Here is a 13,792-nt window from a genome sequence, read left to right as displayed (position 1 = left end):
TCCGGAACCCGCCCAGCTCCTTCTCTGCGCAGCAGCTCTCCGAGTCGCATCCGCTCGGATTGAACGGCTTTGTAAGCCATTCAATCGGAGTCCGTATCAGTCAGCTGCGCTGACAGCTCCCCTCAGAGGGGAGCCTGCACACCTGCTTCAGCCTGAGCTGAGAAAGTAGAACCTGCCGACATGCACCAAGACACCCCGCCGCACAACCGAAGCCGCAACCGAGCCCGTCGTGCGCGAAGCGCGCGGGGCGCACGGCGCGCAGGCGGAGGTAGGCAGCCCCATCCGTGGCCGGACCCGCCCCACACCCACCGATCACCTCAGCGAAATACCTGCCCAGTGCAACGCTGCTCCCCCTGCCCCTCTGGGGCAGGGGGCTGGGGGGTGGGGCAGCCCGCCGCAGGCGCCCCCCTATGACGTCCACGAAACTCCAGGGTTGGCTCCTCGCCCTGCCCGGCCTGATCTTCGTGGCACTCTGCCTCGTCCTGCCGCTGGCCAGAACGCTGCGGGAGGGTGGCGTGACCCTGGACGTGTGGCGTGACCCGTACTTCCAGGGTCGCCTCGCGTGGACGCTGACGCAGGCGGGCGTGACGGCGGGCGTGGCGGCGCTGATCGGGGTGCCGCTCGCGTTCCTGCTGTCGCGCTTCGAGGTGCGCGGGAAGGCGCTGTTCCTGCGACTGCTGCTGCTGCCGTTCGTGACGCCGACGCTGGTGGCGGTGCTGGGCCTGAGTGCGCTGCTGGGCCCGCAGGGCTGGGTGACGCGCCTGAGCGGGGTGGACCTGAGTGACACGCCGGCGCTGCTGGTGCTGGGAAACCTGTTCTTCAACGTGCCGGTGCTGGTGCGGCTGAGTTACGCGGGGTTCGCGCGGGTGCCGGGGAACGTGCTGGGGGCGGCGCGGTCGCTGGGGGCGCCCTGGTGGCGGGCGGCGCTGGGCGTGGCGTTGCCGCTGGCGTTGCCGGGGGTGCTGGCGGGGGTGGTGCTGGTGTTCCTGTACTCGGCGTTGAGTTTCGGCCTTCCGCTGGCGCTGGGTGGCGAGCGGTTCGCGACGCTGGAGGTGGAGATCTACACGCTGACGGCCCTGCAGCTGCGCCTGTCGGAGGCGAGTGCATTGATCGTGGGCCAGCTGGGGTTCACGCTGCTGGCGACCTGGGCGTACGTGGCGCTGTCGCGCGGTGGGGTGGGTGTGCCGCTGGGGGGCCTGCCGCGTGCGCGGGGCGGGGCGCGGGCGGCGCTGCTGGGGCTGGGTGGGGTGGTGGCGCTCGTGTGCTTCGCGCCGCTGATCGCAGTGATGCTGCGGGGCGTGCTGGGCGCGTCGGGGTTCACGCTGGCGTACTGGCAGGGCGTCCTGGCGGACGAAGCGACGCCGCTGCTGGTGTGGAACACGCTGCGGTTCGGACTGATGGCCCTGGCGGGCGCCACCCTGCTGGGCGGTCTGTACGCGCTGGGTGCGTGGCGTGCCGGGTCGCGGGCACTGGACCTGGTGTCACTGCTGCCACTGATGGTCTCCCCCGTCAGCCTCGCAGTCGGGTACCTGCTGGCGTACCCGGCGCTGGCCGCGACGCTGCCCATGCTGATCGCGGCGTACACGCTGCTGGCGTGGCCGCTGGTGGTGCGCTCGCTGCTGCCCGCGCTGCGGGCCATTCCACCCCGGCTGCTGGGGGCAGCCCGCTCGCTGGGCGCCACGCGCGGCGCGGCGTTCCGGTCCGTCACCGCGCCGCTGGCCTTCCCGGCGCTGCGGGGCGGCGGGGCGCTGGCCCTGGCGACCGTGCTGGGCGAGTTCGGCGCGACGCTGGTCCTCACGCGGCCCGAGTGGGCGACCCTCAGCACCGGCCTGTACGAGCGGCTGGGCCGCCCCGGCGAACGCAACCTCGGCGAGGCCTGCGCGCTGGCGACCGCGCTGCTGCTGCTGTCCACCCTGGCCTTCACCCTGCTGGACGGCGGCGAGGGCGAGGTCACGTGATACGGACTCCGATTGAATGGGCTGCAAAGCCCATTCAATCCGAGCGGATGCGACTCGGAGAGCTGCTGCGCAGAGAAGGAGCTGGGCGGGTTCCGGACGTGGAGCTGGCAATCCGGTGAAGTTCCGGATGGTCGGCGAAACAGACGGAATCCGTATGACATGCTGTCTCGCGTGAACGACCTTCCCGCTGCCCTGTCCCTCGCTGGTCTCCGCAAGTCGTTTGGTGGGGTGGCGGCGGTGCGGGACGTGTCGCTGGACGTGGCAGCGGGTGAGACGGTGGCGCTGCTGGGCCCGAGCGGGTGCGGGAAGAGCACGGTGCTGCGGGTGGTGGCGGGCCTGGAGCGGCCGGATGCGGGGTCGGTGGTGGTGGCGGGGCGGGACGTGACGGGCCTGCCGCCGGAGGCGCGCGGGGTGGGGCTGGTGTTTCAGGATTACGCGCTGTTCCCGCATCTGAGCGTGCTGGGGAACGTGGCGTACGGGCCGCGGGTGCGGGGGGCGGGGCGCGCGGTGGCGGAGGCGCGGGCGCGCGAGGCGCTGGCGCTGGTGGACCTGCCGGGGCTGGAGGCGCGGCGGGTCGCGGGGCTGTCAGGGGGGCAGGCGCAGCGGGTGGCGCTGGCGCGGGCGCTCGCGACGGGGGCGGGGCTGCTGCTGCTGGACGAGCCGATGTCGAACCTGGATGAGCGGCTGCGGGCCGAGCTGCGGGTAGGGTTGCGGTCGCTGTTCGCGCGGGTGGGGGCGGGGGTGCTGCTGGTGACGCATGATCAGCGGGAGGCGCGGGCGCTCTCTGCGCGCGTGGCGGTCATGCGGGCGGGTGAACTGGTGCAGGTGGGGGCCACCGAGGAGGTGTTCGCGCGGCCCGCGACGGCGTGGGTGGCGGCGTTCCTGGGCGAGTCGAACCTCCTGCCGGACGGGCCGGGCTGGGTGCGGTTCGTGCCGGAGGAAGCGCTGCGGCCCGGCGTGGGTGACCGTTTGCCGGTGACGGCGCGGCAACCGGTAGAGGGGGGCGTGCAGGTGACGGTCGCGCACGCGTGGGGGCCTCTGTCCCTGACCCTGAGTGCGCGGGAGGCGGCGGCGCTGGACGGCGACCGCCTGCGCCTGGACGTGGAGGTGTCGGGTGTGCGGCGCCTGCCGGACGACCGGGAGGTGCCGGTCGGGTGACGGCGTGATCCGGCAGCTTCTGCCCGTGCAGTGCGGGGGTGTTCAGGGAGCGAGGCGACCGACGTTGCGCGGGGCAACCAGGACGGGCTGCACCCAGGTGGCGGGGTCGGTGCTGTTGCGGGCGGGCACGGCGACCACCTTGCCGGAGGTCACGCGGCTGGCACTGAGGTTGACGGTGACGCGGGTCTGTCCGGCGGCCTGCGGTCCGGCGGGCGGCACGCTGAAGAGTGGCGGCAGGCCGGTCACTGCGGGTTGCACGTAGTCCAGCAGGAGTCGGCCGCTCTCGCCGTTCAGGCCGGTGGGGGCCAGCGCGGTCAGCTCGGTCAGGGTGGGCGGGGTGGTCTGCACGAGGTTCTTGGTGTATTCGATGAGCAGCCAGCTGTCCTCGTTGCTCGGGTCGGCGCCGGGGTCGTTCTGGGTGCCGGCGGCGTCGCTCACCCAGGTCTTGCGCAGGACCGGGTAGTAGGCCTTGAACTTGTAGCAGGCGCGGTCGTTGCTGGCGCTGCATCCACTGACCGGCACCTCCGGGGATTTCACGATCGCCAGGATCGGGACGGTGGCGCTGCCGACCACCCAGGGCCCCCCACCGGGCCGTTTGGTCGTCTTTCCGCTGCCGAGGTTCAGGACCGTGCCCTGCGGGTACACGTAGGCGGCCTCCCGGACGTTGGCGATCAGGTAGTTCTGCGCGATCTGCTGTTCCTGCAGGAGGTCGTTCCTGGCCTGCAGGTCCCCGGACGAGCGGGAGGAAGAGATCAGCAGGGATGACGCGGCGAACAGGATGATCAGGGCCAGGGCAACCGCGACGAGCAGTTCGATGAGCGTGAAGGCGGCGGTGCGGGCGGGGGGCGTGGGGGGCAGGGTCATGGGCGGGCGACGTCCACGCTGAGGCTGGAGGTGGCGGTGCCCAGCGTGACCTGCACGTTGATGCGCCGGACCGGGGCGGGGTCCGGGGGGTTGCTGCCGCAGCTGGCGTTCAGGTCGGGGGTGCCGGTGGGGTTGCCGTTCACGTCGAGGTTGGTGAGCGTGACCTGCGCGCTGGCCGGAACGGGCTGGGTGGCGCAGCGCTGGTCGTAGTTGGCGGTGCTGAGCCAGTCGCCGCGGACGCTTTCCAGGACCTGCTGGGCCTGCTGGGTGGCGGTGACCTGCTCGGTGCTGCGGCGGGTCAGGCCGAAGAAGCCGGTCAGGGGGGTCAGGACGACGAAGGCGATGACGCTGGTCAGCAGCACGGCCACGAGCACCTCGACAATCGTGAAGCCCCGCGCGTGGCGGGTGGGCGCGGGTCGCGGGCGGGGTGCCGAGGTGGCGCTGGCCTGGAGGGGAGGCGTGTCAGTTCGTCGCATCGATCATGACCTTTCCGGTGATCCCGATGACCTTGACCTTCAGGCTGCGGGTGCCGCCGGGACTGGTGAGCGTCCAGGTGGTGCCGTTGCCGCCGGTCGTGCCGGTCGGGGCGGTGTAGATGACGTTGCTGGCGCCCACCACGGACGTCAGCGTGACCCCGTTGGGGAGCGTGCGGGCCTGTGGGGTGCCGGCGCGGGTGAAGGTGTACGCCGCCGAGTTGGCGGCGACGGTCACGCTGGCGGACTGCCCGGTTCTCAGGGCGTCGCTGCGGGCCTGCCGGAGGTCGGCGGTGAGCTGCGCGGCGGCCTCGCGCACCTGGCTGGCGCGGTACGTGCCGAGCAGGGAGAAACTGAAGATGCCGGCCACGATGGCCAGGATCGCCATGGCGATCAGCAGTTCCAGCAGCGTGAATCCGGCCTGCCGGGCGCGGGGGTGTCCGGGGGTCACGGGTTGCCTGCCGTGCTGATGGTGTCGCCCCGCAGGCGCGGGTCGGTCACGGGGGCCGGGCCGTCGTAGAGGCCGACCGTCCAGGTCTGCGCGGTGGGGAAGTACGGGGGGCGCAGGCCACTGAGGGTGCGGGGGTCGAACACGAAGTTGCGGCTGTACCCGGTCTGCTGGGTGTCGCCGTTGACCGTGCCGAACGCGCCGTAGTAGTTCTCGATCACGCCGCCGATCAGGTTCACGCTGCCCAGGGCGCTGCCGGTGTTGTACCCGTCGACCTGCACGGCGCCCTGGCCGGCCATCAGGACGGCGTGGATGGTGGGGTCGTTCCCGAGTTCGGTGGGTTTTCCGTTGCCGGGGCGGATGAGGTTCACGTTGCCCTGGCTGGCGTAGATGCCGAGGATGTTCTGCGCGGCCAGGTTGGTGCAGGGGGCGGGCGTGACGGTGCCGTCGCCGTTGCGGGTGTGGGCGCCGCTGCAGGGCGGGTCGGCGTAGCGCAGGTCGCTGGTGATGTCGATGTCGCCGGCGGCGGCCAGGGTCAGTCCGGCGAAGGGCGCGACGGCCGCGCCCGACGTGGCGTTCGGGCCGGCGTTCAGGCTGCCGACGTTCCCGTCGACGTGAATCACGCCGTTGAAGGGCGCGGCGGGACTGCCGGGCGTGAAGGTGCCGTCGGGGTTGCGGGTGGCGTCCTGCCAGCTGCCGTCGGGCGTCAGGATGCGCAGGCGGCGGTCCGCGCCGAAGGCCAGCTGGGTGGTGACGGGCGTGCCGCCGGCGTCGGTGGTGAAGGTCACGCGCTGCACGTCCTGACCGGCGACCGTGTCGCGGTACAGGCTGAGGCTGCTGACGTTGCCGGGCACGGCGATCCCGCCGGTCTGCGCTGCTGCCTGCTGGTCGCTGCTGTTGGTGGGCAGTGGCAGGACCGGGGAGTCCCAGTCGACGCCCTGCGCGAAGGTGGGGGCCACGCCGGGGCTGGCGGCGCAGGCCGCGTCACCGGGCGCGCATTCGGTCGGGGTGGCGGGGCTGGGGGTCATGTCGGTCACGCTGCGGAAGGTGCCGGCGAAGTACGCGCCGGGCTGCGCGGCGGTCCGGATGGTGGCGTTGCACTGGGCGCCGAGGGTGCCGCCCGGGCAGCCGGCGCTGGTGACGGCCCCCCCGAACCAGGGTTTACCCTGGAACATGAACTGCTGGTTGGTGTGGACCGGGCCGCTGAACAGGGTGCGGCTGGTGAAGGTGATGCGGTTGCCGTTCGTTTCGGAGTCGGGGCTGTTGAAGTGGTGGTTGGTGAGCAGCGCGTAGGGGGCCAGGGACGGCTGGCTGACGAGCAGGTTCAGGGTGGGCAGGTTGGCGCGGACGGCGACGGTGCGGGTGGCGGTGCCGGCGCGGCCCGTGACGGTCACGTCGGGGACGTCGAAGGTCACGCGGTACTGCGTGGCGCTGTCGCGGATGACGGCCAGCGGCCTGAGGCCGTAGGTGACGGCGTAGCTGGAGGCGTCCTGATCGCCGTCCAGGGCGACACCCTGGGTGCCGGAGAACAGGTCGGACCAGAAGCGGCTGCGGACGGCGGGGGTGGCGCCGCTGATGCCGGCCTCCTCGAAGGCCTGCTGGCCGACGGCGTTCACGAGCAGCGCCACGCGGGGGTTGACGCCGCTGACGGCGCTGTTCAGGCCGGCGGTGGGGTCCAGGGTGCAGAGGGTCTGCCCGTCCGCGGCGACGGGCAGGCTGCCCAGGCCGCACAGGGCGGCGAGGTCGCTCAGGACCTGCGTGCCGTCCGGGGGCAGCGAGGCGCTGCTCAGGAGGTTGCCCAGGACCCGCAGGCGGGCCTGGACGCGCGCGGCGCCGGACTCCGCGGCGAACTGGGCGCGCAGGATGGCGTCCTGGTCGACACTGGAGCGGCGTGCCGAGAGCGTGACCTGGGCGGTGACGCTCATGATCACCGCCAGGATCAGCATGACGAACAGCAGCGACACGATCAGGGTCGCGCCCTGGGTCCGTTCGTGGGTGCGCATGTCTTCAGTATGGGCGCCGAATGCGGGAAATCTCACTCCCCGAATCGGGGGGTGTGAAAATCCTCAAACTCGCGTGACTTTCCGTGAGGATTCTGTAAGCTGGTTCTCCCCGGACGGGCGGGCGCGGGTCAGCGGGCGCGGATGCGTTCCAGCAGTGCCGTGTGCCGTTCCTCGCGCTGGCGGCCGGCGGCCCGCTGCCAGGCGCTGCCGGACCCGACCGCGAAGAAGCGTTCGCGGGCGCGGGTCAGGGCGGTGTACACGAGGTTGCGGCTGAGCATGGGCATGTGCGCCTCGTGCAGCACGCCCAGCACGGTGCCCCACTCGCTGCCCTGCGCGCGGTGCACGGTCAGCGCGTACCCGAGCTGCAGGTTGAACAGTTCCGCCCCCGCGAGTTCCACGATGTTCCCGTCGAAATCCACGGTCAGGCGCGACCCGTCGGCCTTCAGGACGGTGCCGACCGTGCCGTTGAAGACCTCGTTGGTGTAGTCGTTCTTGGTCTGCACGACCACGTCACCGGGCCGGGCGTGCGCGTCCGCGATCCGCACGCCGCCCTCGCCGGGGTTGAACAGGCCCTGCAGGTGGTGGTTGAGCATGTCCACGCCCAGCGGGCCCTTGCGCATGGGCGTCAGGACCTGCACCTGCGTGGGGCCGCCCAGGTCGCGGACCAGCAGGGCCACGCGCCGGGCGCCGACGTCCGGTTCGGTTTCCGTGATGTTCAATCGGGGGTCGCCCCACTGCGGCGCCTGCCCCTGAAGCAGGCCGTGCGCGGCGCGGATGATCGGGTTCTCGGCCGCCTGCCGGTACACCTGCGTGAGGCGCACGGTGGGCGCGGTCTGCGTCAGGGCGTGCAGGGGCAGGCCGGCGTCCACGGGGGGCAGCTGGTCGGTGTCGCCCACCAGCAGCACCCGCGCGCCCGGCGCGACCGCCGAGAGCAGCGAGAGCATCAGGCCGTCGCCGCACATGCTGACCTCGTCGACGATCAGCAGGTCGTACGGGGCTGGTTCCAGGTGGTTGTGCCGGAAGCCCGCCGGGCCGTACCCGAGCAGGCGGTGAATGGTGCTGGCCGTGCGGCCCGTCACCTCGCCCAGGCGGCGGGCGGCCTTGCCGGTCGGGGCGCACAGGCCGACCTCCAGGCCCAGGCTCTCGGCAAGGTCCGCGACGGCGCGGGTGGTGGTGCTCTTGCCGGTGCCGGGGCCGCCGGTCAGGACGACCAGCCGGTGCTCGCCGAGCAGGTCCAGCACGCCGGCCTGCTCGGCGGACAGGCCCCTGGCCGCGCCCTTCGGGACGCTCCACTCGTCCCCGGCAGGCGGCGTGGCGATCAGCGTGCGGATCAGGCCCGCGAGTTTCTTCTCGGCGCGCAGGGTGGGCGGCAGGTAGATGCGGGTCGGGTCGTGCAGCGCGTCCTCGGTGTCCAGCAGCGGGGGCGTGTCGTCGCTCAGGCGGCCGAGTTCCACGGCGGTCTCCACGGCCAGCCGGGCCTGGGCGGGGGTCACGCGGGTGTAGTGCGCCACGCCCCGCTCGGCGCGGGCGCGCGGCAGGAACGAGTGCCCGCCCTGCTGCGCGGCCTGTTGCAGCGCGTACACGGCGGCGGCGGTCAGGCGGCGCGGGTCGTCCAGCGCGCCGCCCTGCGCCTGCCACAGCTTGTCGGCGGTCAGGAAGCCGATGCCCTCGACCTCGGTCAGCACGAACAGGTCGGCCTGCAGGCGTTCCAGCGCCGCCTCGCCGAAGTGCTTCACGGCCCGCTGCGCCTGCGAGATGCTCAGGCCCAGGCCCTGCAGTCCGGCCAGCAGGCGGCGTTCCAGGCCCTGCTGCGACCAGCTCTGGGTCATCTTGTGCAGGGTGCTGCCCGTCACGCCCGGCACCTGCATCAGCCGGTCCGGGTCGTTTTCCAGGATGTCGAAGGTCGCCGCGCCGAACGCCGCGGCGATGCGGCCGGCCAGGACCTTGCCCACGCCGCCCACCCGCGCTTCGAGGTACGCGGCGATCCCGGCCTCGGTCAGGTCGGCCGGCTGGGCTTCGAGCACGAGGTTCAGCACGCGGTACTGGTAGCCGTACTCGCGGTGCTCTTCCATGAGCACGTCGGCGCTGAAGGTGTCACCGGCTTCCAGGGGCGGCATGACGCCGATCACGGTGGCGTCCGGGTCCTCGCCCTCCTCGTTGCGGATGCGGGCGGTCATGACCGTGAAGCCCGAGTCCGCGCGGAAGCGCACCCTGTTCACACCGCCGGACACGCGGAAAGTCTCGGCAGGAGAGGAGAACGACATAGACCGCCAGCATAGCAAGGCCCGGCCCATTCCGTCATGAACAAAACGGGGCCGGGGCCGGGGGTGGGTCAGCGGCGGCCGAGGCGGCGGGCGGCGCGGCGGACCCAGCGGGTCAGGGAGCGGGCGGGGCGCTGGGCGCGGGCCACGTCCTGCGTTTCCCGCAGGCGGGCCTTGGTGTACAGGTCGAGGTCACTGCTATACATGCGGCCATCTTTGCAGTGTTCGGCGGGAATAAATATGATAAATGACCCTTTGAATATATATTCGCGCATTTGAACATATACCGGTCGGCCGCCGCGTCTGAAACACGGCCAGCCCTTTCCCCTGCCGGCGTCCACGGAGGCCCGCGCGCCGCGGCGCCCGGCGCCGCCACGTCCAGAAGCCGTATGCAGTCTGGCCTGCCGGTTATGCACGGCCGGCCCGGCGCGCAGCGTGTGCGCGGGCGTTCAGGACCGGGCCGCTGCGCCCTCCATGCTATTTTTTTCTGTGATGCGCGTACTTCACACTGCCGATTTCCATGCCGGGCGATCCCTGCGGGGGTTCGACCGCACCCCGGAAGTCCACGACGCCCTGACCGAGATTGCCGGACTGGCCCGCACGGAGCGTGCCGACGTGGTCCTGGTGTCCGGCGACCTGTTCGACACGGGCAACCCCTCGGCCGACGCCGAGGCCGCCGTGTTCGACTTCTTCCTGCGTCTGCGCGACCAGGGCATTCCGGGCGTGGTCATCGCCGGTAACCACGACAGCGCCGCCCGCCTCGCCTCGGTCACCGGGCTGTTGGGCTGGGTGGGCGTGCAGGTCGTCGCGCAGCCCACCGCCAACCCGGCCGACATGATCCGCACCGTCGAGACGCGCGGCGGCGAGCGTCTGGTCGTGGGCGCCCTGCCGTACCTGTCCGAACGGCGGCTGGTGAAGGCCGCCGACCTGCTGGGCGGCGACACCGGCGCGTGGCGGCAGAAGTACCGCGAGGGCATGGGCTTCTTCCTGCGCCGACTCGGCGAGGGCTTCACCGGAAGCAGCGTGAACATGCTGATGTGCCACGCCACCATGGACGGCGCCGTTCCCAGCGGCTCCGAGCGCACCCTGCAGTTCGACCTGACGAACAGCTACACCCTCTCGGGCCTGCAACTGCCGCCCGGCGCGCAGTACGTCGCGCTCGGGCACGTGCACAAGCCGCAGCAGGTCTCCGACGCGCCCCCCGCGTACTACCCCGGCAGCGTCATCCAGCTGGACTTCGGCGAGGCCGGCGAGAAGAAACAGGTGAACCTCGTGGAGGTCGAGGCCGGGCGGCCCGCCCGCGTCCACGCCCTGCCGCTCGCCAGCGGACGCGAACTGCGGACCCTGCGCGTGGACCTGGAGAACGTCGAGTCGCGCCTCGCGGCCCTGAGTGACTTCGGCGGCCTGCTGAAGGTCGTCGTGCGCGCCCCCGCCGGGACCGCCCTGCCCGGCCTGAAGGACCGCGTGCTGAAACTCGCGCCCACCACCCTGGCCGTCGAACTCGACGCGGCGCAGGAGGACCTCGCCACGCCCGACCTGAAACGCGAGGGCCTGAGCCTGATCGACCTGTACGAACGCTACCACCAGGAGAAACGCGGCGAGTTGCCCGACGACCTGCGCGCCGCCTTCCAGGAAGCCGATGAACTCGCCCGCACCGAGGAGAGCGCGTGAGCGCCGTGAAAGGTAGAACGTCGGTTGATGGTCTGACTTCTATCAACCATCCACCATCCACCATCACCACGCCGGAGGCGCAGCGATGAAGCCGGTCAAACTGGAACTGCAGGGCTTCACGGCCTTCCGGCAGTTCACCACCCTGGAATTCGGGGACCTGGAACTGTTCGCGCTGGTCGGGCCGACCGGGAGCGGCAAGAGCAGCCTGCTGGACGCCATCACCTTCGCGCTGTACGGGCAGACCGCGCGGCTGGGCGCGGCGGGCCTGGACGCGCTGATCTCGCAGGGCGAGCGGGGCCTGTCGGTCAGCCTGACCTTCGAGGTGGGCGGCGCGACGTACCGCGCCTCGCGCACCAAGGGCCGCAAGCAGGCCGAGAACGAGGTCCGTTTCGAGCGGCTGGACGCGGACGGCCGCTGGGCGAACCTCTCGGAAGGAGGCGCGCGCGGCATCAACGACCGCATCCGCCGGGCCGTGGGCCTGGACTTCAAGACCTTCGCGCGCAGCGTGATGCTCCCGCAGGGCGAGTTCTCCCGCGTGCTGCACGGCACCGGCAAGGAGCGGCAGGCGCTGCTGGGCGAACTGACCGGCCTGGACCACGTGGGTGCCATGCAGCGCGTCGCGTCCGACCGGGCCAGGGCGCTGAAGGTGGAATCGCAGGGCCTGAACACCCTGCTGGACTCCGAGTACGCGGGCGTGACACCCGAGGCGGCCGACGCGCTGCGAGCCGAGCGGGAAGCCACGGACGCCGAGGCCGAGCGCCTGACCGACGCGCGTGAGGCACTCCAGGCCACGCAACTGCGCCTGCGGGAACAGGAACGCGTCTGGAAGGCCCGTGAAGACACCGCCCGCCGCCTGACCGCCCTGGAGGCCCGCGCGGCCGGCGTGCAGGCCGGCGCGGAGCAGGCCGCGCGGGCCCGGCGGGTCTCCGGGGTGCTGCCGCTGCTGGACGCCGCCGAACGCGCCCGCATTGCCGCCGAACGCGAGGACCGCGAACGGCAGGCCGCGCAGGTCGCCGCCGACCGGGCCGCGCAGGCCGCGCACGCCGCCGACACCGCGCTGGCCGCCGCGCAGGCCGCCGAGACCCGCATCCCGGACCTGGAAGCGCGGGCCGAGGCGCTGCGCGACGCGGAAGGAGACGCCGCCCGCCTGAAACGCTGGGGCGGCACCCCGCAGACCACCCACGCCCAGCCGCTCGACTGGGACGAGGACGCCTTCCAGGCGGCACGCGAGGGCGCGCAGCGGGCCGAGAAGCACCGGCAGGAACGCACGCTGCTCGCCACGGAACGCGTGAGCCTGCGGGCCGCGCAGGACCGCTTCACGGCCGAGGAACGCGCGCAGGAACAGGGAAAGGCCGAACTGGAACGCGTGCAGCGCGAGGGTACCCAGGCGAAAGCCGACCTGGACGCCGCGCAGCGCACGCTGGAAGCCGCGCGGCTCGATGCGGGCCTCGCCTCGTACCGCGCGCACCTGCACGTCGGGGACGACTGCCCACTGTGCGGTCAGGTGGTCCGCACCCTGGGTGCCGCGCCCGCCGCCGACCTGAGCGCCCTCGAAGCGCAGGTCGCCGCCCTGAGCGCCACGCTGGATGAGCGCCGCACCCGCTTCACGGACCTGCGCGCCGCGCAGAAATCCCGGCAGGCATGGCTGGACGAGAAACGCGCCGAGTACCGCAACTGGGACGAGCAACTCACGCAGCGCGAGACGGACCTGCGCGCCGCCGAGGCGCTCGTCACGGGTGACCCGCAGACCGACGCGGCCCGCCTGCTGGCCGGACTGGCCGCCCGCGTGCGCGCCGCCGGCCCCGACCCCGCCCGCGCCCGGCAGGCCACCCTGACCGAGATCCAGGCCCTGCGGACCGCCACGCAGACCGCGCTGGGCAGCGTGGCCCGCGCTCAGGGCGAGGCCGCCGCGACCGCCGCCACGCTGCGCGGCGTGCAGGCCAGCGCCGCGCGCCGCACCCAGGAGGCCGCCGAGGCGCAGGCCAGCCTGGACGCCGCGCTGGGCAGCCTTGGCCTGGACGCCGCGCAGGCCCGCGCCGCCGCGCTGCCCGAACACGACATCGCCGCGCTGGAGGAGGCCGCGCGCACGCACGCCGCGCAGCTCGCGCAGCTGCGCGAGGCGCTGGCCGACCTGGACCGGCAGCTGGGCGCCGCGCCCTTCGACCCGGCCGCACTGGCGCAGGTGGCCCGCGACCTGACCGCCACCGAGGCCGCCCTGACGGCCGCGCGTGAACGCGCCGGCAGCCTCGCCGAGCAGGAACGCGCCATGCGCGAGCGTCTGGAACGCCGCGCCGAACTGCAGGAACGTGCGCTGGCCGTCTCGCGCACGCTGGATACCTGGCAGACCCTCACGAACAGCCTCAAGGCGAACGAGTTCCAGCAGTTCCTGCTGGCCGAGGTCGAGGCGCAGCTGCTGACCCGCGCGGGCCTGCTGCTGCACGAGATCAGCGACGGCCGCTACCGGCTGGCCCTGGATGCCGGTGAGTACGTCGTGCAGGACCTCTGGAACGCCGGCGAGGCGCGGGGCGTGCGTACCCTCTCGGGCGGCGAGACCTTCCTGGCCTCGCTGTCACTGGCCATCGCCCTGAGTGACTACCTGGCCGGCAATCACGTCCTGGGGGCGCTGTTCCTCGACGAGGGCTTCGGAACGCTGGACCCGCAGGCGCTGGAGGCCGTGGCGAACGCCCTGGAGAACCTGCGCACCCAGGGCCGCATGGTGGGCGTCGTCACGCACGTCGAGAGCCTGTCCGAACGCCTGCCCAGCCGCCTGCTCGTCACCAAGAGCGTGGCCGGCAGCTCCGTGCAGCGACTGGACCTGTAAGACGGATTCCGTTTGTTTCGTTAACCAAGAGTTTCCACTTCCCTGCCGATGTCGTGTCACGCGGCCTTAAGCAGGAGTCCGTCCTGCTCCATCCCGGTCAGGACGTACTTTTCAGCATTCTGAGCTGCCTGCCGT

At 72.4% G+C, this 13,792-nt stretch carries 10 protein-coding genes; 4 read left to right on the top strand and 6 right to left on the bottom strand.

Annotation, left to right across the window (positions count from 1 at the left end; all coding sequences use genetic code 11):
- Positions 1 to 410 precede the first annotated feature (410 nt).
- A complete protein-coding gene (locus ABDZ66_RS00480; RefSeq protein ID WP_343754895.1) occupies positions 411 to 1,958 on the top strand; it encodes an ABC transporter permease in 1,548 nt (515 codons plus the stop codon).
- A 171-nt stretch (positions 1,959 to 2,129) separates the two neighbouring features.
- Complete coding sequence (locus tag ABDZ66_RS00475; protein ID WP_425544379.1) at positions 2,130 to 3,116, top strand: ABC transporter ATP-binding protein; 987 nt, start codon at positions 2,130 to 2,132, stop codon at positions 3,114 to 3,116.
- Positions 3,117 to 3,158: 42 nt separating this feature from the next.
- Here ABDZ66_RS00475 and ABDZ66_RS00470 read toward each other — a convergent pair whose 3' ends face one another.
- From ABDZ66_RS00470 to ABDZ66_RS00445, 6 genes are all read right to left on the bottom strand, one after another.
- Positions 3,159 to 3,980 (bottom strand): PilW family protein, encoded by an 822-nt coding sequence (locus ABDZ66_RS00470; protein WP_343754891.1) that lies wholly within the window; start codon positions 3,978 to 3,980, stop codon positions 3,159 to 3,161.
- Entirely contained in the window at positions 3,977 to 4,456 is a 480-nt protein-coding gene (locus ABDZ66_RS00465) for a type IV pilus modification PilV family protein (protein WP_343754889.1), read from the bottom strand. The genes ABDZ66_RS00470 and ABDZ66_RS00465 overlap by 4 nt, the downstream gene beginning before the upstream one ends.
- The gene (locus ABDZ66_RS00460) at positions 4,443 to 4,904 is read right to left on the bottom strand and encodes a pilus assembly FimT family protein (protein ID WP_343754887.1); all 462 of its coding nucleotides are present in this window, start codon (positions 4,902 to 4,904) and stop codon (positions 4,443 to 4,445) included. Before ABDZ66_RS00460 ends, ABDZ66_RS00465 begins: the two co-directional genes overlap by 14 nt.
- Complete coding sequence (locus tag ABDZ66_RS00455) at positions 4,901 to 6,904, bottom strand: DUF4900 domain-containing protein (RefSeq protein WP_343754885.1); 2,004 nt, start codon at positions 6,902 to 6,904, stop codon at positions 4,901 to 4,903. Before ABDZ66_RS00455 ends, ABDZ66_RS00460 begins: the two co-directional genes overlap by 4 nt.
- A gap of 128 nt (positions 6,905 to 7,032) precedes the next feature.
- Entirely contained in the window at positions 7,033 to 9,168 is a 2,136-nt protein-coding gene (gene recD2 / locus ABDZ66_RS00450) for an SF1B family DNA helicase RecD2 (protein WP_343754883.1), read from the bottom strand.
- 68 nt (positions 9,169 to 9,236) lie between these two features.
- A complete protein-coding gene (locus tag ABDZ66_RS00445) occupies positions 9,237 to 9,371 on the bottom strand; it encodes a hypothetical protein (protein ID WP_343754882.1) in 135 nt (44 codons plus the stop codon).
- 286 nt (positions 9,372 to 9,657) lie between these two features.
- On the opposite strand from ABDZ66_RS00445, the gene ABDZ66_RS00440 reads away from it, so the two are divergent.
- Together ABDZ66_RS00440 and ABDZ66_RS00435 are read left to right on the top strand one after the other, a co-directional pair.
- The gene (locus tag ABDZ66_RS00440; protein ID WP_343754880.1) at positions 9,658 to 10,836 is read left to right on the top strand and encodes an exonuclease SbcCD subunit D; all 1,179 of its coding nucleotides are present in this window, start codon (positions 9,658 to 9,660) and stop codon (positions 10,834 to 10,836) included.
- 85 nt (positions 10,837 to 10,921) lie between these two features.
- Positions 10,922 to 13,657 (top strand): AAA family ATPase, encoded by a 2,736-nt coding sequence (locus ABDZ66_RS00435; RefSeq protein WP_343754878.1) that lies wholly within the window; start codon positions 10,922 to 10,924, stop codon positions 13,655 to 13,657.
- The last annotated feature ends 135 nt before the right edge of the window (positions 13,658 to 13,792 follow it).

It is taken from the genome of Deinococcus depolymerans (assembly GCF_039522025.1).
Taxonomy (GTDB): Bacteria; Deinococcota; Deinococci; order Deinococcales; family Deinococcaceae; genus Deinococcus; species Deinococcus depolymerans.
This window is presented reverse-complemented; position numbering and strand designations above follow the sequence as displayed.

Excerpts from the sequence above, each read along its gene's own strand:
- ABDZ66_RS00480 (WP_343754895.1), top strand. The coding sequence starts at position 411 with ATGACGTCCACGAAACTCCAGGGTTGGCTCCTCGCCCTGCCCGGCCTG.
- ABDZ66_RS00470 (WP_343754891.1), bottom strand. The coding sequence starts at position 3,980 with ATGACCCTGCCCCCCACGCCCCCCGCCCGCACCGCCGCCTTCACGCTC.
- ABDZ66_RS00465 (WP_343754889.1), bottom strand. The coding sequence starts at position 4,456 with ATGCGACGAACTGACACGCCTCCCCTCCAGGCCAGCGCCACCTCGGCA.
- ABDZ66_RS00455 (WP_343754885.1), bottom strand. The coding sequence starts at position 6,904 with ATGCGCACCCACGAACGGACCCAGGGCGCGACCCTGATCGTGTCGCTG.
- recD2 (WP_343754883.1), bottom strand. The coding sequence starts at position 9,168 with ATGTCGTTCTCCTCTCCTGCCGAGACTTTCCGCGTGTCCGGCGGTGTG.
- ABDZ66_RS00445 (WP_343754882.1), bottom strand. The coding sequence starts at position 9,371 with ATGTATAGCAGTGACCTCGACCTGTACACCAAGGCCCGCCTGCGGGAA.
- ABDZ66_RS00440 (WP_343754880.1), top strand. The coding sequence starts at position 9,658 with ATGCGCGTACTTCACACTGCCGATTTCCATGCCGGGCGATCCCTGCGG.
- ABDZ66_RS00435 (WP_343754878.1), top strand. The coding sequence starts at position 10,922 with ATGAAGCCGGTCAAACTGGAACTGCAGGGCTTCACGGCCTTCCGGCAG.